Genomic DNA, 19,007 nt, shown 5'->3' with positions numbered 1-19,007 from the left:
CTAATTAAGTGGTAGTGCCCAGCAAGGTTCGTGGTGGTCGACGCGACGGTGCGCCGTCCGGTGACCGCGCGACGACGGTCAGGAGTCCCCTCGTGCGTCCCGTCCACTTCGCGGCCGCCCGCCGCACCCCGATCGGCAAGCTGCGCGGCTCCCTGTCGACCGTACGGCCCGACGACCTCGCCGCCGCGGTGATCCGGGGCCTGGTCGCCGACGTGCCCGCGCTCGACCCCGCCCGGATCGACGACGTGTACTGGGGCGCCGCCAACCAGGCCGGCGAGGACAACCGCAACGTGGCCCGGATGGCCGCCCTGCTCGCCGGCCTGCCCGAGACCGTCCCCGGCGCCACCGTGAACCGGCTGTGCGCCTCCGGCCTCGAAGCCGTCACCACCGCCGCCCGCACCATCGCCGCGGGCGAGGCCGACATCGTGCTGGCCGGCGGCTCCGAGTCCATGAGCCGCGCCCCCTTCGTGCTGCCCCGCCCCGACGAGGCGCTGCCGCACCGCATCGAGACCGCCGACACTCGCCTCGGCTGGCGCCTGGTCAACCCGGCGATGAAGGACCTGCACGGACTGCTCGCCATGGGGGAGACGGCCGAGGAGGTCGCCGAGCGGTACGGCGTGCCGCGCGAGCGCCAGGACGCGTTCGCCCTGCGCAGCCACCGCCTGGCCGCCGAGGCCCGGAAGAACGGTCACTTCGACGACGAGATCCTCCCCGTCGAGCGCCCCGACGGCGTGGTCGTGGACACCGACGAGTGCGTCCGCGAGGACACCTCCCTGGAGAAGCTGGGCCGCCTCAAGCCCGTCTTCCGCCCCGGCGGCACGGTCACCGCGGGCAACGCCTCCCCGATGAACGACGGCGCCGCGGGTCTCCTGCTGGTCAGCGAGGAGGCACTGAACGACCTCGGCCTGGAGTCGCTCGGCCGCTACGTCGCGGGCGGCTCGGCCGGTGTCCACCCCGACGTCATGGGCATCGGCCCGGTCCCCGCCACCCGCAAGGTCCTCGCCCGGGCCGGCTGGAGCGTCGGCGACCTCGCGGAGGCCGAGTTCAACGAGGCGTTCGCCGCCCAGGCCCTCGCCTGCGTCGACCGGCTCGGCATCGACCCCGACCTGGTCAACCCCACCGGCGGGGCCATCGCACTGGGCCACCCGCTCGGCTGCTCCGGCGCCCGCATCCTCACCACCCTGCTCCACCGCATGCGCCGCACGGGGGCCGGCCGCGGGCTGGCCACGATGTGCGTGGGCGTGGGGCAGGGCAGCGCGGTCCTCGTCGAACGCCACTAGGCCCGCCCCCCAGCCGTAGAGCCACCCCCTCTGCAGAGCCGCAGCAAGGAAACGGAGCAACACCCCATGGCAACCCTCTCCGTCGCCGCCGTCCTCGCCGAGAACGCCCGGCGCCGTCCCGACAAGGAAGCGCTGGTCGAGGGCGACCTGCGGCTGACCTTCGCCGAGGTGTGGCGGCGGGCCCGCGCCCAGGCCGGTGCCCTGGCCGGCCTGGACGTCCGGCCGGGTGACCGGGTGGCCCTGATGGCACCGAACACCGCCGACTTCCCGGTCGCGTACTACGCCGTCGCCGCGGCCGGTGCCGTGGTGGTGCCGGTGCACCTGCTGCTGTCGACGGCCGAGGTCGAGCACGTGCTGCGCGACAGCGGCGCCACCCTGCTGCTCTGCCACCCGGCGCAGGCGGAGACCGCGGCGGCCGCCGCGCGGGAGACCGGCGTACGGATGATCACGCTCGGCGAGGAGATGGACAAGCTCGCCGCGGACGCCGAGCCGCTGCCCTCGTACGTCACCCGCGACGCCGACGACCCGGCCGTCGTCTTCTACACCAGCGGCACCACCGGCGTCCCCAAGGGCGCCGTGCTCAGCCACTTCAACCTGGTGATGAACGCGACGGTCAACGCCTTCGACGCCAACGACATCCGGCCCGACGACGTGGCGCTCGGCGCGCTGCCGCTCTTCCACGCCTTCGGCCAGACCGTCTCCCTCAACTCCACCTGGCGGGCGGGCGCGACCCTGGTCCTGCTGCCGCGCTTCGACGCGGCCCGGGCGATCGAGCTGATGGTGAAGGAGGGCGTCAACACCTTCCACGGGGTGCCGACCATGTTCGTCGCCCTCGCCGCCGCGGCGGCCGGTGCCGACGTCCTGCCCGAGCTGCGGGTGTGCGTCTCCGGCGGCGCCTCGCTGCCGGTGGCCGTCCTCGAACGGTTCGAGGATGCCTTCGGGGCGAAGATCTACGAGGGGTACGGGCTGTCCGAGACCTCGCCCGCGGCGGCCGTGAACCAGCCGGTGTTCGGCGCCAGGCCCGGCACCATCGGCCACCCGCTGTGGGGCGTCGACGTGGAGATCGCCCGCGCCGAGGTCGAGGACGCGGTGGAACTGCTGCCGCCCGGCGAGCTGGGCGAGGTCGTCGTCCGCGGCCACAACGTCTTCTCCGGCTACCTCGGCCGCCCCGAGGCCACGGCCGAGGCGCTGGTCGACGGCTGGTTCCGCACCGGGGACCTGGGCACCAAGGACGAGGACGGGTTCCTCAGGATCGTCGACCGGAAGAAGGACGTCATCATCCGGGGCGGCTACAACGTCTACCCGCGGGAGGTCGAGGAGGTGCTGATGCGCCACCCCGGCATCGCGCAGGTCGCCGTCATCGGGCTCCCGGACGAGCTGCACGGCGAGGAGGTCTGCGCCGTGGTCGTGCCCGCCCCCGGCGCGACGCCGGACGCCGGGGAGATCACCGAGTGGTCCAAGCAGCACCTCGGGCGGCACAAGTACCCGCGCCGGGTGGAGTTCGCCGACGAACTGCCGCTCGGGCCGAGCATGAAGGTGCTGAAGCGCGAGCTGCGGGCGCGCTGCACCCAGGGCTGAGGACCGCTGGGCGAGACGGTGCTCACGGCGCCGGTGGGGTGCGCATAGCATCGGTCCCCGCAATGGACACCATGACCGTGACGGACACGATGACGCTCTGGCACCTCACCGGCTGGGAATTCGCCGCCCTCGCCCTCGCGGCGCTGCTCGTCGGCTTCTCCAAGACCGCGGTGAGCGGGGCCAACACGGTCAGCCTGGCGATCTTCGCGGCCGTCCTGCCCGCCCGCGCCTCCACCGGCATCCTGCTGCCGGTCCTGATCGCCGGTGACGTCCTGGCCGTCCTCACCTACCGGCGCCACGCGCACTGGCCCACGCTGTGGCGGCTGTTCCCGGCGGTGGGGGTGGGCGTGGTGATCGGCACCGTGTTCCTGGTGTGGGCCGACGACGCCGTGGTCCGCACCTCGATCGGCGTGATCCTGCTGTTCATGGCCGGGGTGACGGTGTGGCGCAGGCGGCAGGCGGAAGCCGCCGAGCGGCCGGCCGAGGCCGGCCCGCGCACCGGCCGCGTGAAAACCCGCTCGTACGGCGTCCTGGGCGGGTTCACCACGATGGTCGCCAACGCGGGCGGCCCGGTGATGTCGATGTACCTGCTCTCCGCGGGGTTCCGGAAGCTCGGCTTCCTGGGCACGTCGGCGTTCTTCTTCCTGATCGTCAACGTCTCCAAGCTGCCCTTCAGCGCGGGCCTCGGCCTGATCGACGGCCACTCGCTGCTGCTCGACGCGGCGCTGGTGGTCTTCGTGGTGCCCGGCGCGTTCCTCGGCAAGTGGGCCGTGAGCCGGATCAACCAACGCCTGTTCGAGCGTCTGGTGATCGCGGCGACGGTTGTGGGGGGTCTCCAGCTCCTGCTTGCCTGACCCGCTGCGGGAGGCCGTTGCTGAGGTCCTCCACCAGCAGGCGCTTGGCGATGGCGTCGACGGCCGCGCGCAGCTCCGTGTCCGTGGGACGGCCGATGTCCCGCTCCACCCGGTCCTCCAGCCAGGCCGCCCACGCCCGGCCGATCACCAGCGCCTCCCGGGCGCCGGCGTCGGTGTGGGAGAGCAGCGAGCCGTGGCGGGTCAGGAACCCCTCCTCCACCATCCGGTCGAAGACCGGCAGCAGCACCTCCGGCGGCAGCCGACGGCGGGCGGCGATCAGGCCGAGGCTGGCGTGCCCGACCAGCCGCGTGAACAGGTCGACCTGCATCACGGCCCAAGCCCCGGCGACGTCCAGCCGGGTGTCGCTGTCCGCGATGATCCGGCGCGCGGTGTCCAGCTCCGTACTGCCGATGATCTTCCCGACGGAGGCCTCCAGCGCCCGTCTGCTGCTGGCGTCGTGCGGGGAGGCGAAGCCCTCGCCCATGTCCGTGGAACCCGCGCGGGCGCTGTCCCGCAGCTGGACCTGCTTGAGGAACAGCGCGACCACGAAGCCCAGGACGGCGACCGGCACCGTCCACAGGAACACGGTCTGGATGGTGTCCGCATAGGCGCCGATGACCGGCGCCGACGCCGGGGGCGGCAGCCGGTGCACACCCTCCGGACTGGTCGACGCCCTCGCGATCACCGACGGGTCGGCGGCCCCGGTGCGGGCCGCCGCCGCGACTCCGTCGCGCAGGTTGGGACCCAGCGAGTTGGCGTAGATCGTGCCGAACACGGCGGTGCCGAAGGAACTGCCCAGCGTGCGGAAGAAGGTGACGCCGGAGGTCGCGGTGCCCAGGTCGGAGTACTCGACCGTGTTCTGCACGGCGATCGTCAGCACCTGCATGGACAGGCCGATCCCCGTGCCGAGGACGAACATGTACAGCGACTCCAGCCCCGCACCCGTGGCCGGCCCCATCAGGGACATCAGATACAGGCCGACGCCCATCACCAGCGTGCCCGCGATCGGGAACAGCCGGTACCGCCCCGTCTTGCTGACCACGTTGCCGCTGAACACCGAGGCGATCAGCAGTCCCGCCACCATCGGCAGCGTCCGCACCCCGGAGACGGTGGCCGAGTCCCCGTCGACGTACTGCAGATACGTCGGCAGATACGTCAGCGCGCCCAGCATGGCGAAGCCGACGATGAAGCTGAGGATCGAGCAGACCGTGAACACCGGGTTGGAGAACAGCCGCATCGGCAGCATCGGTTCGGCCGCCCGGGTCTCCACCCAGCAGAACAGCCCCAGCGCGATCAGCCCGCCCGCGAACAGGCCGAGGATCACGGCCGAGCCCCACGCGTACTCGTTGCCGCCCCAGCTGGTCGCCAGGATCAGCGCGCTCGCGCCGACCGCGACCAGCGCGATGCCCAGGTAGTCGATGACGGGACGGGCCGCCGACTTCACCACCGGGATGGTGCGGGCGGCGGCGATCACGACGACCACCGCGATCGGCACGTTGACGTAGAAGGCCCAGCGCCAGGACAGGTGGTCGGTGAACAGGCCGCCGAGCAGCGGCCCGATGACGGTCGCGACCCCGAACACCGCGCCGATCGCGCCCTGGTACTTGCCCCGCTCCCGCAGCGGGATGACGTCCGCGATCAACGCCATCGCCGTCACCATCAGGCCGCCCGCGCCGACGCCCTGCACCGCCCGCCAGACGATCAGCAGCGGCATGTTGGTCGCCAGCCCGCACAGGAACGAGCCGGTGATGAACACGACCGCGGACACCTGGAAGACCACCTTGCGGCCGAACAGGTCGCCGAACTTGCCGACCAGGACCGTCGCCACGGTCTCCGCGAGCAGGTACGAGGTCACCACCCACGACATGTGCGCGGCGCCGCCCAGGTCCGACACGATCGTGGGCAGCGCGGTGCCCACGATCGTCTGGTCCAGGGCCGCGAGCAGCATGCCGAGCATGATCGTGACGAAGACGACGTTGCGGCGGCGCCGGTCCAGCACGGGCGGCTGGGTGGCGACGGTCCGTGGTGCTTCCTCGGCGACTGTCACACGGTCACGATCACACCGGTGCACGGGCCACGCATGCGGGGGCGGTCCGCCCGGGTGCCGCAGCCGACGGCCCGGGCCCCGTCCTACCGGTCCCGCGGGTTGCGCCGCAGCAGATAGGTGTCCATGATCCAGCCCTTGCGCTCCCGCGCCTCGGCACGCAGCCGCTCGATGCGGGGCGCCGCCTCGGCGATCGGGCCGGAGTCGAGGATCTCGTCCGGCGTGCCCAGGTAGGCGCCCCAGTAGATGTCGATGTCCTGGTCCGCGTACTGCCGGAAGGTCTGGTGGGCGTCCAGCATCACGACGACGTCGTCCGCGTCCTTCGGGAAGCCCTCGGCGAGCCGCCGCCCCGTGGTGATCTGCACCGGCCGCGCCACCCGGTTCAGCCCGGTCCGGTGCCGGGCGACCAGCGAGGAGACGCTGCTGATGCCGGGCACCACGTCGTACTCGAACGCCACCGCGCCGCGCTCCAGGATCTCCTCCAGGATGCCCAGCGTGCTGTCGTAGAGCGCCGGATCGCCCCAGACCAGGAAGGCGCCGCTCTGGTCCTCGCCCAGCTCCTCGGCGATCAGCCGCTCGTAGATGCCGGCGCGGGCACTGCGCCAGTCCCCGACGGCGGGGGAGTACGCGGCGCCGCCCGCGCTCCGGTCCCGCTCGGGGTCGCGCGCCTCGACGATCCGGTACGTCCCCGCCGGGACGTGCGTCTCCAGCATGTCCCGGCGCAGCCGCACCAGGTCGGCCTTGGCCTCGCCCTTGTCCAGGACGAAGAACACGTCCGTGTTCTGCAGCGCCCTGACCGCCTGGAGGGTGAGCTGCTCGGGGTCGCCCGCGCCGATTCCGATCACATGAATGGTCCGCACGGCCACGAGTCTGCCGTACGCCCCCGACCGCGCCCCCGCCGGGCCGCCCGCTGCGGGAGTCAGCCCCGCAGCCGGGGCGCCCGCGCCGCCGCGTCCACCGGCCCGCCGCCCTCCACCTCGCCCGCCAGCTCCCGGGCCCACCCGGCGACCGCGCCCAGATCCATCCCGTACGGCCGCTCCCGCCCGGACCCCGACGTCGCCCACCCGGTCACCGCGCCCGCCCCGCGCCGCAGCAGCCTGGCCCCGCCGGTGGCGTTGCCGCGCGCCGAGTGGGTGAGCCCGACGGCCAGCTGGGCCAGCCCCCGCCACAGCTCGCGCTCCTCCTCGGGCCCCGACTTCCAGGCGTCCTCGAAGACCTCGTGCGCGTGGAACGGCTTCCCCTCGTCCAGCAGCCGCTGCGCCTCCGCGACCGTCTCCCGCGGCGCCCGCACGACGCCCTCGGGCTGGCGGGGCACGCCCTCCGCGCCGTACGGCAGCGGGCGGCCGAGCCCGTCGCGCGGGCGGGCGTTGCGCGCCCGGCCCTCGCCGTCGCGGTCCCGTCCGTCCACCGGGCGGTCGGCTGCGGCGCTGTCCACGGGCTTGTCGGCAGGGCTGTCCATGGCACCGATTGTCCCTGACCGTGCCCGCTTAGGCGTGGCCCGGTCCGTGGGGTAAAGTGCTGTCCGCGTGATCGCGCGGTTCACCGTGCGTGACGGCACCGGGACGTGGCGCAGCTTGGTAGCGCACTTGACTGGGGGTCAAGGGGTCGCAGGTTCAAATCCTGTCGTCCCGACGGTGAAGAAGCAGATGAGAGGGGTCCTTCGGGGCCCCTCTCCCTGTGTGTCCGGCTCACGGGTGTCCGGGTCAGGCTGACCGACTGATGCGACGTCTCACGCGGAAGCGGCGGCGACGAAGAACGGAACGGCGACCAGGAGGCGGCCGGCCTCGGCGCGTCGGCGCTGCTCGGCGAGCCACTCGTCAGCCCGGTCGCGGCCGACGGCGCCGGCGGCGCAGGCCGGTTCGGCGAGCCTCACGAGCAGCGACAGCATCGCGGGGTCGGTGAACACGCTGGTGTGCACCTCCACCGTGACGTCGTCGAAGCCGCCGGCCAGGAGCAGGCCGCGGTACTGGCGGCCGGCGCGGGGCGTGTCCAGGAGGTCGGCGCGGGCGTGCACGATGGTGCGGGTGAGCGCCGCGTCGTCCGAGTCGATCATGATGGCGTCCCAGTCCTGACCGACCAGGACGATCCTGCCGCCCGGGCACAGGACCCGGCGTGCCTCCGCCACCGCGCGCTGCGGCTCCTGAAGGACGTGGAAGACCTTGTCGGCGCGGTACCCGCGCACGCTGCCGTCGGCGAACGGCAGATCCTCCGCCCCCGCCTCCCGGAACTCGCCCTCCTGCCACCGTTCCCGGGCCGCCGTCAGCATCCACGGGCTGGGGTCCACGCCCACCGCGTGGACGCCGCGTCCGGCCAGCTCGGCGACGGCTCGCCCGGCGCCGCAGCCGACGTCCACGACGGTCGAGCCCGGTACGAGGGAGAGCAGTTCGTAGGAGCGGGCCCGCAGCCGAGTGGCGCTCGGCATCCGGTCCGCAGCGTCGAGAGCGGCCAGCAGGGCTTCTGTGTCGCGGTGTTCTCCCACCGCTTCCTGGCTCTTGGACATGGACGCATGCTGCGACTTAATGTCGGCATGAAGTCAAGCGAAGACGGCGGCACCGGCACCTTGGGCATCGGGGCCCTCGCGGCACGGTTCGGACTGGCCACGCACGTGCTGCGCCACTGGGAGACGATGGGTCTGCTGCACCCCGGACGGGACGCCGGGGGGCGGCGCCGCTACGGCGCGGACGACCTCACCCGCGTGGCGACGATCCTCGTCCTGAAAGAGGCCGGCCTCGGCCTGAACACGATCAGGAGCCTGTCCGCGAGCACCGGCCGCACCGCCCGGCACGGGATCCTGCGTCCCGCGGCCGAAGAGCTCCGGTCGCGCATCGCGGCGGCCCAGGCCTCGTTGGAGCTGATCGAGGGCGGCCTGAACTGCAGCTACGAGGACGTCACCCGGTGTCCGAACTACCGTCGGCTCATCGCCGAGCGGGTCGGCCCCCGAAGCCCGGCCGGAGAACCGGTGAAGCCGACACACTGACCAGGACGTCTCGTGGCGGCGGTCAGGCGCGCGGTCGTGCCCCCGCGGTGACGAGCAGGTCCATCGTCTCCGGGTACGGTCCCTTCGACGCCCAGTCCAGTGGTGCCCAGCCGGTGCCGTGGTCCTCGCGCAGGTTCGGGTCGGCGCCGTGTTCCAGGAGGGCGCGGACGGTCTCCGTGTGGCCCCAGCAGGCCGCCCCGCACAGGGGAGTGCCCTCCGAGCCGATCCCGCTCTCCGTGTCGGGCCGTGCGCCGGCCGCCAGCAGGACGCGGACGATCTCGGTGTTCCCGTTCACGGACGCGAGGTACAGCGGGGTGGTCCGCGCGGTGTCCGCCGTCTCGGCCGGCGCTCCGTCCCGCAGGGCGGCCCGGACCCGGGCCAGGTCACCGACGAGCGCGGCGTCGACGAGGCGCCGGGACAGTTTCTTGTGCTTTCGCCTGTTCACGCGAGCCGACACTACTCACTGCCCGGCGCGCGGCGCAGACGGGTCCGGTCAGTTCCTGACCAGCAGTTGGAAGTCGAACGCGTACCGGGACGCGCGGTAGACGTGCGTCCCGTACTCGACCGGCCGGCCGGTGTCGTCGTACGCGATGCGCCGCATGGTGAGCAGTGCGGCGCCCTCCCGTTCGCCGAGGCGCTCGGCCTCCTCGCGTGAGGCGGTGCGGGCGCCGACGGTCTGCCGGGCGCTGTGCAGGGTGATGCCCGAGGAGCGCATCATCCGGTACAGGCCGGTGGACTCCAGCCGGGCGTCGTCGAGTTCCAGCAGGCCCGCCGGAAGGTGGTTGCACAGCATCGCCACCGGCTGCCCGTGGGTGAGGCGCAGCCGCTCCAGGACGGTGACCTCGGTGCCCTCCACGACGCCGAGGGCCGCCGCGACCTCGGCGGTGGCCGGGACGCCCTCGTTGCGCACCACCCGGGTGCCGGGGTTCTGACCGGCCGCCGCCAGGTCGTCGTAGAGACTGCTCAGCTCCAGCGGGCGCCTGACCTGACTGTGCACCACCTGGGTGCCGACCCCGCGCCGCCGCACCAGCAGCCCCTTGTCGACCAGGGACTGGATGGCCTGCCGGACGGTCGGCCGGGACAGGCCGAGGCGGACGGAGAGGTCGACCTCGTTGCCCAGCAGGTTCCCGGGCGCGAGGGCGCCGTGTTCTATCGCCGCCTCCAACTGCCGGGCCAGCTGGTAGTAGAGCGGCACCGGACTGCTCCGGTCCAGGGCGAAGTCCAGGGTTCCGGTCGCGGGGGCGGTCACGGCACGTGCGGGGTCGCCGGTCTTCGCCATGGACGTACCTCCCTTGCGTAGGGGACTGGGCCGGTGGGGGAGCCGGAGGTGTCAGAGGTGGCGGCGGCGGTCGGCGACCGCGCGCTCGTAGACCGCCCGCGCGTCCGTGGCGGCCGCGCGGGCCGACACCTCGGCCACCGGCACGTCCCACCACGCCTCGGCCGGGAGGGCGTCCGACGCGGGCGCCGTCTCGACGTACACGCAGGTGGGCCGGGTGGCCGCGCGGGCCGTCGCGAGCGCCTCGCGCAGCTCCCGCACCGTCTTGGCGCGCAGCACGTCCATGCCCAGGCTGGCCGCGTTGGCGGCGAGGTCGACGGGGAGCGGGGCGCCGGTGAAGGAGCCGTCGGCGACGCGGTGGCGGTAGTCGGTGCCGAAGCGCTCGGCGCCCACCGACTCGGACAGGCCGCCGATGGACGCGTATCCGTGGTTCTGCACCAGGACCAGCTTGACCGGCAGGTTCTCCTGCACGGCTGTGACGATCTCCGTCGGGTTCATCAGGTACGTGCCGTCGCCGACCAGCGCCCACACGGGGACGTCGGGCGCGGCCTGCTGGACACCGAGCGCGGCCGGGATCTCGTAGCCCATGCAGGAGTAGCCGTACTCCAGGTGGTACTGGCGCGGGGAGCGGGCCCGCCACAGCTTGTGCAGGTCACCGGGGAGCGAACCGGCGGCGTTGATCACCACGTCCTCGTCGCCGACGACCGCGTCCAGCGCGCCCAGCACCTGCGTCTGGGTGGGCACCGCGCTGTCGTCGTCGGCGCGGAAGGCCGCCGCGACCGTCTCGTCCCAACGGGCCTTCCCGGTGCGGTACTCCGTCTCGTACGCCGCATCCACCCGGTGCCCGGCCAGCGCCTCCGTCAGCGCCGTGAGCCCCGACCGCGCGTCGCACACCAGGGTCGCGGCGGCGAGCTTGTGGGCGTCGAAGGCGGTGATGTTGAGGTTCAGGAAGCGCACGGCGGGGTGCTGGAAGAGGGTGCCGGAGGCGGTGGTGAAGTCCGAGTAGCGGGTGCCGACGCCGATCACCAGGTCCGAGGTGCGGGCGAGTTCGTCGCTCACCGCGGTGCCGGTGTGGCCGATGCCGCCGAGGTCCGCCGGGTGGTCGTGGCGCAGCGCGCCCTTGCCGGCCTGGGTGGAGGCGACCGGGATGCCGGTGGCGTCCACCAGTGCCTTCAGGGCCGGTTCGGCCTCGCTGTGGTGGACGCCGCCGCCCGCGACGATCAGCGGGCGTGCGGCGGCGCGGATCGCCCGCACGGCCTCGGCCAGCTCCGCCGGGTCGGGCGCCGGACGACGCACCCGCCACACACGGTCGGCGAAGAACTCCTCCGGCCAGTCGTACGCCTCGGCCTGCACGTCCTGCGGCAGCGCCAGGGTGACCGCGCCGGTCTCCGCCGGGTCGCTGAGCACGCGCATCGCCTGGAGCGCGGAGGCGAGGAGCGCCTCGGGGCGGGTGATCCGGTCGAAGTACCGGGACACGGGCCGCAGGGCGTCGTTGACCGACACGTCGGCCTCGACCGGGTGCTCCAGCTGCTGGAGCAGCGGGTCGGCGGCGTGCGAGGCGAAGTAGTCGCCGGGCAGCAGCAGGACCGGCAGCCGGTTGATGGTGGCGAGGGCGGCACCGGTGACCAGGTTGGTGGCGCCGGGGCCGATGGAGGTCGTCACCGCCTGTGCGGACAGGCGGTTCAGCTGCCGGGCGTGGCCGACGGCCGCGTGCACCATGGCCTGTTCGTTGCGGCCCTGGTGGTACGGCATCGCCTTGCGGTACTCGACGAGTGCCTGGCCGAGGCCGGCCACGTTGCCGTGGCCGAAGATGCCCCAGGTGCCGGCGATCAGACGGCGTCGCACGCCGTCGCGTTCGGTGTACTGCGCGGCCAGGAAGCGCACCAGGGCCTGGGCGGTGGTCAGTCGGCGGGTGGCGGCGGCGCTCATGCGGACCTCTCCGGTGCGGTGTAGAGGGGGAGCCGGGGGTCGACCGGCTGCTGGGGCCAGGTGTCGCGGATCCAGGCGTGGTCGGGATGGTCGCAGATCAGCCAGGCGCGCTCGGGCTCCGGCCCCGCCATGACGTTGAGGTAGTACATGTGGTGGCCGGGGACCGCCATCGACGGTCCGTGCCAGCCGTCGGGGATCAGTACGACGTCCCCGTCGCGCACCTCGGCGAGCAGGTCCGTGCCCCGTCCCCGCCCGGAGGGGGAGACGCGCTGGTAGCCCAGGCCCGGGGTGCCGTCGTGGTCCGCGAACTCGAAGTAGTAGATCTCCTCCAGCACCGACTCCTCGCCGGGGCGGTGCTCGTCGTGCTTGTGCGGCGGGAAGGAGGACCAGTTGCCGCCCGGGGTGAGCACCTCGACCGCGATCAGCTTGTCGCACTCGAACACTCCTGCCGCGCCGAAGTTGTTGACCTGCCGCGAGCAGTTCCCGGTGCCGCGCAGCTCCACCGGCACCGAGGACGCCGGTCCATAGCGGGCGGGCAGCCGGCGGGTGCAGCGGGCGCCGGTGAGGGCGAACCGGCCGCCGCCGGGGGACGTCAGGGTGGTGCGGGCGTCCCGCGGCACGTACGCGAAGTCGGTGACGCCGGTGAACACGCTCTTCCGGCCGGTCAGTTCGAAGGTGTCCCGGCCGGAGTCGTCGGCGGTCGCGACCGTGCAGCCGCCGCTCAGCGGCAGGACGATCCACTCGCTCTCGCCGCTGTCGAAGGTGTGGCTGCCGCCGGGGGGCAGGTGCACGACGCGCAGGCTGCTGTGGTCCCAGCCCGCGCTCCCGGGCGTCACGTCCACGGCGTACGGGCCGTCCGCCGCGGCCTTGCCCGCGGGAAGGTGATACGTCATCGTCCGCTCCTCCGCCTCTCCTGGCTCTCCCGGGTCACAGCAGTCCGACGGCCGTGTCCACCGCCTCTTCCACACTGCCCCCGGCCGGGTAGAGCAGCGAGCGGCCGACGACCATGCCCTGCACGGTGGGCAGCCTCAGTGCCTTGCGCCAGCGTTCGTAGGCCGCGGTCTGGTCCGCCGGGGAGCCGCCTATGTCGCCGCCGAGCAGGACCGCGGGCAGCGTGGAGGTCTCCAGGACCTCGGCCATGTCGTCGGGGTCCTGGGTGACGGGCAGTTTCAGCCAGGTGTAGGCGGAGGTGCCGCCGAGGCCCGAGGCGATGGCGATGGAGCGGGTGACGGCGGCCGCCGACAGGTCGTTGCGGACCCGGCCGTCGATCCGGCGGGAGATGAACGGCTCCACGAACACCGGCAGTTCGCGGGCCGCCATGGCGTCGACCGCGCGGGCGCCGGCCTCCAGGGTGGCCAGCGAGCCGGGGTCGTCGTAGTCGATGCGCAGCAGCAGCTTGCCCGCGTCGAAGCGCAGCCGGGCGATGTCCTCGGCGCGGTGGCCGGTGAAGCGGTCGTCCATCTCGAAGGCGGCGCCCGCGAGGCCGCCGCGGTTCATCGACCCCATGACGACCTTGTTCTCCAGCACCCCGAGCAGCAGCAGGTCCTCCAGCACGTCCGCGGTGGCGAGCACCCCGTCGACGCCGGGCCGGGACAGCGCGGTGCACAGGCGTTCCAGCAGGTCGGCCCGGTTGGCCATGGCGAGCCCGCGGTCACCGACGCCGAGCGCGCCGCGCGCCGGGTGGTCGGCGGCCACGATCATCAGGCGGCCGGAGTCGCCGATCAGCGGGCGGCGTACCCGGCGGGCCGCGGCCTCGGCGATCGCCTCCGGGTGCCGGGCGCGGATCGCGGTGAGGTCCGGGATGCTGGAGATGCTGCGGGACAATGCTTTGCTCCGTTCAGGGAGTGGCTCGCGCGAGGAGGTCGTCGACCTCCGCCTCGGTGGGCATCGCGGAGGAACAGGCGAGACGGGAGGCGACGAGGGCGCCGGCCGCGTTGGCGTACCGCATGATCCGCTCCAGCTCCCAGCCGGAGAGCAGACCGTGGCACAGACAGCCGCCGAACGCGTCACCCGCGCCGAGGCCGTTGACCACCTCGACCGGGACCGGCGGCACCTCGGCCGAGCGGCCGTCGCGGTGCACGGCGAGGACGCCTTTGGGGCCCTGCTTGACCACGGCCAGCTCCACGCCGGCCGCGAGCAGTGCCTCGGCGCAGGCGCGGGGTTCGCGCACGCCCGTGGCGATCTCGCACTCGTCCAGGTTGCCGACCGCGACGGTCGCGTGCCCGAGCGCCTCGGCGTAGTACGGGCGGGCCTGGTCCGGGTCGGTCCAGAACATGGGGCGCCAGTCCAGGTCGAAGACCGTGGTGCCGGACTTGGCGCGGTGGGCGAGCGCGGCCAGGGTCGCCGTGCGGCTCGGTTCCTCGCTCAGTCCGGTGCCGGTCATCCAGAAGATCGAGGCCGCGCGGATCGCGTCCAGGTCCAGCTCCTCGGGGCGGATCTCCAGGTCCGGGGCCTTGGGGCGGCGGTAGAAGTACAGCGGGAAGTCGTCCGGCGGGAAGATCTCGCAGAAGGTCACCGGGGTCGGGTACGCGGCGACCGGGGTGACCCAGCGGTCGTCGACGCTGAACTCCTTCAGCGCGCCGTGCAGATAGCCGCCGAAGGGGTCGTCGCCGGTGCGGGTGATCACGGCCGCGGCGCGGCCGAGCCGGGCGGCGGCGACCGCCACGTTGGCGGCCGAACCGCCGAGAAACTTGCCGAAGGTCTCAACCTCCGCCAGGGGCACGCCCGTCTGCAAGGGATAGAGATCGACCCCGATGCGGCCCATCGTGATCAGATCGAAACGCGGGACTGACTCGGCCATGTGCGACGCTCCTCGGGCTGGGCGGGGGCCTGCCGCCTCCCAGGTGTATGACTCCTGGACGACGCTGTCAATACTTTGTACTTACATTCGGACCTGTGAGTGAAATGATGTCTTGACAAAGTATTGACAGTGGGCGTCTCAAGGACTTGTATCCGGTCCCAGCGCAGCAACAGCCATCCTTCTCGGGTCTGGCACTCGGGTCTGGCACACGGCTCTCCCGTAGCACAGTCGCACAGTGAGGTGCAGGAAAAGATGGACCGCTCTTCGCACGCCCGCTCCCGCAGATTCGCCCCTGCCGTGGCCCTCGCCGCCGCCGCGGCCCTGACCCTCGCCGGCTGCTCGAGCAGCTCGGGCGGGAAGAAGGCCGACGAGGAGAGCGACTCGGGCGCCTCCGCGGGCAAGGCGAACACCCCCCGCATGACGGTCGCCCTGGTCACCCACCAGGCCCCCGGCGACACCTTCTGGGACATCGTCCGCAAGGGCGCCCAGGCCGCCGCCGACAAGGACAACGTCAAGCTCGTCTACTCCGCCGACCCGAACGCGGGCAACCAGGCCAACCTGGTGCAGAACGCGATCGACCAGAAGGTCGACGGCATCGCCGTCACCCTCGCCAAGCCGGACGCCCTGCGCAGCGTCCTCGACAAGGCGGAGAAGGCCGGCATACCCGTGGTCGGGCTCAACTCCGGTCTGGCGGACTGGAAGAAGCTCGGCCTGATGGAGTTCTTCGGCCAGGACGAGAGCGTGGCCGGCGAGGCGCTCGGCAAGCGGCTCAACGAGGACGGGGCCAAGAAAGCCGTCTGCGTCATCCACGAGCAGGGCAACGTCGGCCTGACCCAGCGCTGCGACGGCGTGAAGAAGACCTTCGAGGGGTCCATCGAGAACCTCTACGTCAACGGCACCGACATGCCCTCGGTGAAGTCCACCATCACCGCCAAGCTCAAGCAGGACGGCGACATCGACCACCTGATCACGCTCGGCGCCCCCTTCGCCATGACCGCCGTGCAGTCGGTGGACGAGTCCGGCAGCAAGGCCGAGGTCGCCACCTTCGACCTCAACAAGGAACTGACCGGCGCCATCGAGAAGGGCGACATCGAGTTCGCCGTCGACCAGCAGCCCTACCTCCAGGGCTACCTCGCGGTCGACGGACTGTGGCTGTACAAGAACAACGGCAACTACAGCGGCGGCGGTGAGCAGCCGGTGCTGACCGGCCCGGCCTTCGTCGACAAGACCAACGTCAAGGCCGTCGCCGAGTTCGCCTCGAAGGGCACCCGGTGATGAGCACGGCCAGGCAGGCTGAGCCGGCGGTGACCACACCGCCGGCCCCCGGCCCCCAGCAGACCGACGGACGCACCCGGGAGCGCTCCGTGGCGCTGCGGGTGCTCGCCCGGCCCGAGGTCGGCGTCTTCCTCGGCGCCGTCGCCGTGTTCGTCTTCTTCCTGATCGCCGCGCCCACGCTCCGCGACGGCGGCTCCATGGCGACGGTGCTCTACCAGTCGTCCACCATCGGCATCATGGCGCTGCCCGTCGCCCTGCTGATGATCGGCGGCGAGTTCGACCTGTCGGCCGGTGTCGCCGTGGTCACCTCGGCGCTCACCGCAGGCATGCTCAGCTACCAGCTCACCATGAACGTCTGGATGGGCGTGATCGTCGCCCTCGTCGCCTCGCTGGCCGTCGGCGCCTTCAACGGCTGGGTGCTGGTGAAGACCGGCCTGCCGAGCTTCCTGGTGACGCTGGCCACCTTCCTGGTCCTCCAGGGCGTCAACCTCGCCGTCACCAAGCTCGTCACCGGCAACGTCGCCACCGACGACATCAGCGACATGGACGGCTTCGACCAGGCAAAGGCGGTGTTCGCCTCGTCCTTCGACGTCGGCGGCGTCGAGGTGAAGATCACGGTGGTGTGGTGGCTGGTCTTCGCGGCCCTGGCCACCTGGGTGCTGCTGCGCACCAAGTACGGCAACTGGATCTTCGCCGTCGGCGGCAGCCAGGAGTCCGCCCGCGCGGTCGGCGTGCCGGTCACCTTCACCAAGATCACTCTGTTCATGCTGGTCGGCTTCGGCGCCTGGTTCGTCGGCATGCACCAGCTGTTCTCCTTCAACACCGTGCAGTCGGGTGAGGGCGTCGGCCAGGAGCTGATCTACATCGCGGCGGCGGTCATCGGCGGCTGCCTGCTCACCGGCGGCTACGGCTCCGCGATCGGCCCCGTCTTCGGCGCCTTCATGTTCGGCATGGTGAACCAGGGCATCGTCTTCGCGGGCTGGAACCCCGACTGGTTCAAGGCCTTCCTCGGCGTGATGCTCCTCGGCGCCGTCCTCATCAACCTGTACGTCCGCCGTGCCGCGACCCGGAGGTGATCGGCATGACCAGCAAGACCCCCGCAGCCCCCGGCAGCCACGGCGCCGTCCTGGCCGACCCCGCACCCGAACAGGACCGCCCGCTCGTCGAACTGCGCCGCGCCGGCAAGTCCTACGGCAACATCCGCGCCCTGCACGGAGTCGACCTCACCGTCCACCCCGGCAGGGTGACCTGCGTGCTCGGCGACAACGGCGCCGGCAAGTCCACCCTGATCAAGATCATCTCCGGGCTGCACCAGCACACCGAGGGGGAGTTCCTCGTCGACGGCGAGGCCGTGCGCTTCGCCACCCCGCGCGACGCGCTGGCCCGCGGCATCGCCACCGTCTACCAGGACCTCGCGACCGTCCCGCTGATGCCGGTGTGGCGCAACTTCTTCCTCGGCTCCGAGATGACCAAGGGCCCCTGGCCCGTGCGCCGCCTCGACATCGACCGCATGAAGCGGACCGCCGACGAGGAACTGCGCAACATGGGCATCGTCCTGGACGACCTCGAACAGCCCATCGGCACCCTCTCCGGCGGCCAGCGCCAGTGCGTCGCCATCGCCCGCGCCGTCTACTTCGGCGCCCGCGTCCTCATCCTCGACGAACCCACCGCCGCGCTCGGCGTCAAGCAGTCCGGCGTCGTCCTCAAGTACATCGCCGCCGCCCGCGAGCGCGGCCTCGGCGTCATCTTCATCACCCACAACCCCCACCACGCCTACATGGTCGGCGACCACTTCAGCGTGCTGCGCCTGGGCACCCTCGAACTGAGCGCCGCCCGTGCCGACATCACCCTCGAAGCGCTCACCAACCACATGGCAGGCGGCGCCGAACTCGCCGCCCTCAAGCACGAACTGGCGCAGGTCGGCGGGGTGGACGTGGCGGCGCTGCCCGACGCCGCGGGCGATGCGGCGAAGCCCGCCGCACCCGATACTGCCGACAGGACGGGCGCCGTGGAGTCCGGCACCGCGGCATCCAACAGCACCGCATCCGGCACCGCCGAAGGGAAGGCCTGAGCATGCCCTCTGCCCTCGACCGCATCCGCGTCGGCTCGGCCCCCGACTCCTGGGGCGTGTGGTTCCCCGACGACCCCCGGCAGGTGCCGTGGGAACGGTTCCTGGACGAGGTCACCGAGGCCGGCTACGACTGGATCGAGCTGGGCCCCTACGGCTACCTCCCCACCGACCCGGCCCGGCTCACCGACGAGGTGACCCGGCGCGGCCTCAAGGTCTCCGCGGGCACCATCTTCTGCGGACTGCACCGCGGCCCCTCCGAGTGGGACGCCACCTGGGAACAGGTCAGCCGCGTCGCCGCCCTGACACAGGCCATGGACGCCAAGCACCTCGTCGTCATCCCGTCCTTCTGGCGCGACGACAAGACCGCCGAGATCCTGGAGCCGCCGGAGCTGACCGGCGAGCAGTGGACCCACCTCACCCGGGGCATGGAGCGCCTGGGCCGCGAGGTGCGGGACACCTACGGCCTGGACATCGTCGTCCACCCGCACGCCGACACCCACATCGACACCGAGGAGCACGTCGAGCGCTTCCTCGACGCCACCGACTCCGACCTCGTGAACCTCTGCCTCGACACCGGCCACTACGCCTACTGCGGCGGCGACAGCGTCAAGCTGATCGAGACCTACGGCGAGCGCATCGGCTACCTCCACCTCAAGCAGGTCGACCCGGACATCCTCGCCGGGGTGCGGGAGGGCGGGGTGCCGTTCGGACCGGCCGTGCAGCGCGGCGTGATGTGCGAGCCGCCGGGCGGCGTGCCGGAGCTGGGCCCGGTGCTCACGGCGGCCCAGGACCTCGGCGTGGACCTGTTCGCCATCGTCGAGCAGGACATGTACCCCTGCGAGCCGGACAAGCCGCTGCCCATCGCGGTGCGCACCCGGAAGTTCCTGCGCTCCTGCGGCGCCTGAGACGGGCCGCGCCGGCGG

Annotated in this window: 18 protein-coding genes and 1 tRNA gene; 9 read left to right on the top strand and 10 right to left on the bottom strand. The window is 72.4% G+C overall.

Annotated elements, in window-relative coordinates:
- Positions 1–92: 92 nt before the first annotated feature.
- The 3 genes from K7854_RS08795 to K7854_RS08785 all read left to right on the top strand — a co-directional run bounded on the left by K7854_RS08795 (position 93) and on the right by K7854_RS08785 (position 3,712).
- On the top strand, positions 93–1,280 hold the full coding sequence (locus K7854_RS08795) for a thiolase family protein (protein WP_226025821.1): 1,188 nt from the start codon (positions 93–95) through the stop codon (positions 1,278–1,280).
- Positions 1,281–1,346: 66 nt separating this feature from the next.
- On the top strand, positions 1,347–2,858 hold the full coding sequence (locus K7854_RS08790) for a long-chain-fatty-acid--CoA ligase (RefSeq protein ID WP_226025820.1): 1,512 nt from the start codon (positions 1,347–1,349) through the stop codon (positions 2,856–2,858).
- A gap of 71 nt (positions 2,859–2,929) precedes the next feature.
- On the top strand, positions 2,930–3,712 hold the full coding sequence (locus tag K7854_RS08785; RefSeq protein WP_226025936.1) for a sulfite exporter TauE/SafE family protein: 783 nt from the start codon (positions 2,930–2,932) through the stop codon (positions 3,710–3,712).
- Here K7854_RS08785 and K7854_RS08780 read toward each other — a convergent pair.
- The 3 genes from K7854_RS08780 to K7854_RS08770 form a co-directional block, all read right to left on the bottom strand.
- Positions 3,639–5,759 (bottom strand): MDR family MFS transporter, encoded by a 2,121-nt coding sequence (locus K7854_RS08780; protein ID WP_226025819.1) that lies wholly within the window; start codon positions 5,757–5,759, stop codon positions 3,639–3,641. The two genes, K7854_RS08785 and K7854_RS08780, sit on opposite strands and share 74 nt — an antisense overlap.
- 83 nt (positions 5,760–5,842) lie before the next feature.
- Entirely contained in the window at positions 5,843–6,616 is a 774-nt protein-coding gene (cobF, locus tag K7854_RS08775; RefSeq protein WP_226025818.1) for a precorrin-6A synthase (deacetylating), read from the bottom strand.
- Between the two features lie 59 nt (positions 6,617–6,675).
- Positions 6,676–7,215 (bottom strand): DUF309 domain-containing protein, encoded by a 540-nt coding sequence (locus tag K7854_RS08770; RefSeq protein ID WP_226025817.1) that lies wholly within the window; start codon positions 7,213–7,215, stop codon positions 6,676–6,678.
- Between the two features lie 99 nt (positions 7,216–7,314).
- Here K7854_RS08770 and K7854_RS08765 point away from each other — a divergent pair.
- Positions 7,315–7,388 (top strand) — tRNA-Pro (locus tag K7854_RS08765).
- 97 nt (positions 7,389–7,485) lie between these two features.
- Here K7854_RS08765 and K7854_RS08760 read toward each other — a convergent pair.
- Entirely contained in the window at positions 7,486–8,256 is a 771-nt protein-coding gene (locus K7854_RS08760) for a methyltransferase domain-containing protein (RefSeq protein ID WP_226025816.1), read from the bottom strand.
- A 27-nt stretch (positions 8,257–8,283) separates the two neighbouring features.
- Here K7854_RS08760 and K7854_RS08755 point away from each other — a divergent pair, with 27 nt between their 5' ends.
- Positions 8,284–8,733 (top strand): MerR family transcriptional regulator, encoded by a 450-nt coding sequence (locus tag K7854_RS08755; protein WP_226025815.1) that lies wholly within the window; start codon positions 8,284–8,286, stop codon positions 8,731–8,733.
- 22 nt (positions 8,734–8,755) lie between these two features.
- Here the strand turns inward: K7854_RS08755 and K7854_RS08750 are convergent, their stop codons facing one another.
- From K7854_RS08750 to iolC, 6 genes are read right to left on the bottom strand one after another with little or no spacing between them, the layout of a single operon-like run.
- The gene (locus K7854_RS08750) at positions 8,756–9,178 is read right to left on the bottom strand and encodes an ankyrin repeat domain-containing protein (protein WP_226025814.1); all 423 of its coding nucleotides are present in this window, start codon (positions 9,176–9,178) and stop codon (positions 8,756–8,758) included.
- A 48-nt stretch (positions 9,179–9,226) separates the two neighbouring features.
- Positions 9,227–10,012 (bottom strand): GntR family transcriptional regulator, encoded by a 786-nt coding sequence (locus K7854_RS08745; RefSeq protein WP_226025813.1) that lies wholly within the window; start codon positions 10,010–10,012, stop codon positions 9,227–9,229.
- A gap of 51 nt (positions 10,013–10,063) precedes the next feature.
- Positions 10,064–11,938, bottom strand: coding sequence for a 3D-(3,5/4)-trihydroxycyclohexane-1,2-dione acylhydrolase (decyclizing) (iolD, locus tag K7854_RS08740; protein WP_226025812.1), 1,875 nt, complete (start codon positions 11,936–11,938; stop codon positions 10,064–10,066).
- Complete coding sequence (gene iolB, locus K7854_RS08735; protein ID WP_226025811.1) at positions 11,935–12,831, bottom strand: 5-deoxy-glucuronate isomerase; 897 nt, start codon at positions 12,829–12,831, stop codon at positions 11,935–11,937. The genes iolD and iolB overlap by 4 nt, the downstream gene beginning before the upstream one ends.
- 34 nt (positions 12,832–12,865) lie before the next feature.
- Positions 12,866–13,762, bottom strand: a complete 897-nt coding sequence (locus tag K7854_RS08730; RefSeq protein ID WP_226025810.1) for a Cgl0159 family (beta/alpha)8-fold protein — start codon at positions 13,760–13,762, stop codon at positions 12,866–12,868.
- A 13-nt stretch (positions 13,763–13,775) separates the two neighbouring features.
- Positions 13,776–14,738: a 5-dehydro-2-deoxygluconokinase gene (iolC, locus tag K7854_RS08725; RefSeq protein ID WP_226025809.1), complete on the bottom strand. Its 963-nt coding sequence runs from the start codon at positions 14,736–14,738 to the stop codon at positions 13,776–13,778.
- Positions 14,739–14,990: 252 nt separating this feature from the next.
- Between iolC and K7854_RS08720 the strand changes: the two genes are divergently transcribed.
- Genes K7854_RS08720 through K7854_RS08705 form a run of 4 tightly spaced genes read left to right on the top strand, consistent with a single transcriptional unit; the run spans position 14,991 to position 18,989 of the window.
- Entirely contained in the window at positions 14,991–16,013 is a 1,023-nt protein-coding gene (locus K7854_RS08720; RefSeq protein ID WP_226025808.1) for a sugar ABC transporter substrate-binding protein, read from the top strand.
- Positions 16,013–17,089, top strand: a complete 1,077-nt coding sequence (locus K7854_RS08715) for an ABC transporter permease (protein WP_226025807.1) — start codon at positions 16,013–16,015, stop codon at positions 17,087–17,089. Before K7854_RS08720 ends, K7854_RS08715 begins: the two co-directional genes overlap by 1 nt.
- Positions 17,090–17,094: 5 nt before the next feature.
- Positions 17,095–18,084, top strand: coding sequence for an ATP-binding cassette domain-containing protein (locus tag K7854_RS08710; RefSeq protein ID WP_226025806.1), 990 nt, complete (start codon positions 17,095–17,097; stop codon positions 18,082–18,084).
- Positions 18,085–18,086: 2 nt separating this feature from the next.
- On the top strand, positions 18,087–18,989 hold the full coding sequence (locus K7854_RS08705) for a sugar phosphate isomerase/epimerase family protein (protein WP_226025805.1): 903 nt from the start codon (positions 18,087–18,089) through the stop codon (positions 18,987–18,989).
- Positions 18,990–19,007 lie beyond the last annotated feature (18 nt).

The organism is Streptomyces hyderabadensis (assembly GCF_020404845.1).
Taxonomy (GTDB): domain Bacteria; phylum Actinomycetota; class Actinomycetes; order Streptomycetales; family Streptomycetaceae; genus Streptomyces; species Streptomyces hyderabadensis.
This window is presented reverse-complemented; position numbering and strand designations above follow the sequence as displayed.

Bases quoted from the DNA above. Each gene is read 5' to 3' on its own strand.
- K7854_RS08715 (WP_226025807.1), top strand. From the start codon at position 16,013: ATGAGCACGGCCAGGCAGGCTGAGCCGGCGGTGACCACACCGCCGGCC.
- K7854_RS08770 (WP_226025817.1), bottom strand. From the start codon at position 7,215: ATGGACAGCCCTGCCGACAAGCCCGTGGACAGCGCCGCAGCCGACCGC.
- K7854_RS08710 (WP_226025806.1), top strand. From the start codon at position 17,095: ATGACCAGCAAGACCCCCGCAGCCCCCGGCAGCCACGGCGCCGTCCTG.
- K7854_RS08720 (WP_226025808.1), top strand. From the start codon at position 14,991: ATGGACCGCTCTTCGCACGCCCGCTCCCGCAGATTCGCCCCTGCCGTG.
- K7854_RS08745 (WP_226025813.1), bottom strand. From the start codon at position 10,012: ATGGCGAAGACCGGCGACCCCGCACGTGCCGTGACCGCCCCCGCGACC.
- K7854_RS08785 (WP_226025936.1), top strand. From the start codon at position 2,930: ATGACCGTGACGGACACGATGACGCTCTGGCACCTCACCGGCTGGGAA.
- iolB (WP_226025811.1), bottom strand. From the start codon at position 12,831: ATGACGTATCACCTTCCCGCGGGCAAGGCCGCGGCGGACGGCCCGTAC.
- K7854_RS08705 (WP_226025805.1), top strand. From the start codon at position 18,087: ATGCCCTCTGCCCTCGACCGCATCCGCGTCGGCTCGGCCCCCGACTCC.
- iolD (WP_226025812.1), bottom strand. From the start codon at position 11,938: ATGAGCGCCGCCGCCACCCGCCGACTGACCACCGCCCAGGCCCTGGTG.
- K7854_RS08790 (WP_226025820.1), top strand. From the start codon at position 1,347: ATGGCAACCCTCTCCGTCGCCGCCGTCCTCGCCGAGAACGCCCGGCGC.
- K7854_RS08755 (WP_226025815.1), top strand. From the start codon at position 8,284: ATGAAGTCAAGCGAAGACGGCGGCACCGGCACCTTGGGCATCGGGGCC.
- iolC (WP_226025809.1), bottom strand. From the start codon at position 14,738: ATGGCCGAGTCAGTCCCGCGTTTCGATCTGATCACGATGGGCCGCATC.
- K7854_RS08760 (WP_226025816.1), bottom strand. From the start codon at position 8,256: ATGTCCAAGAGCCAGGAAGCGGTGGGAGAACACCGCGACACAGAAGCC.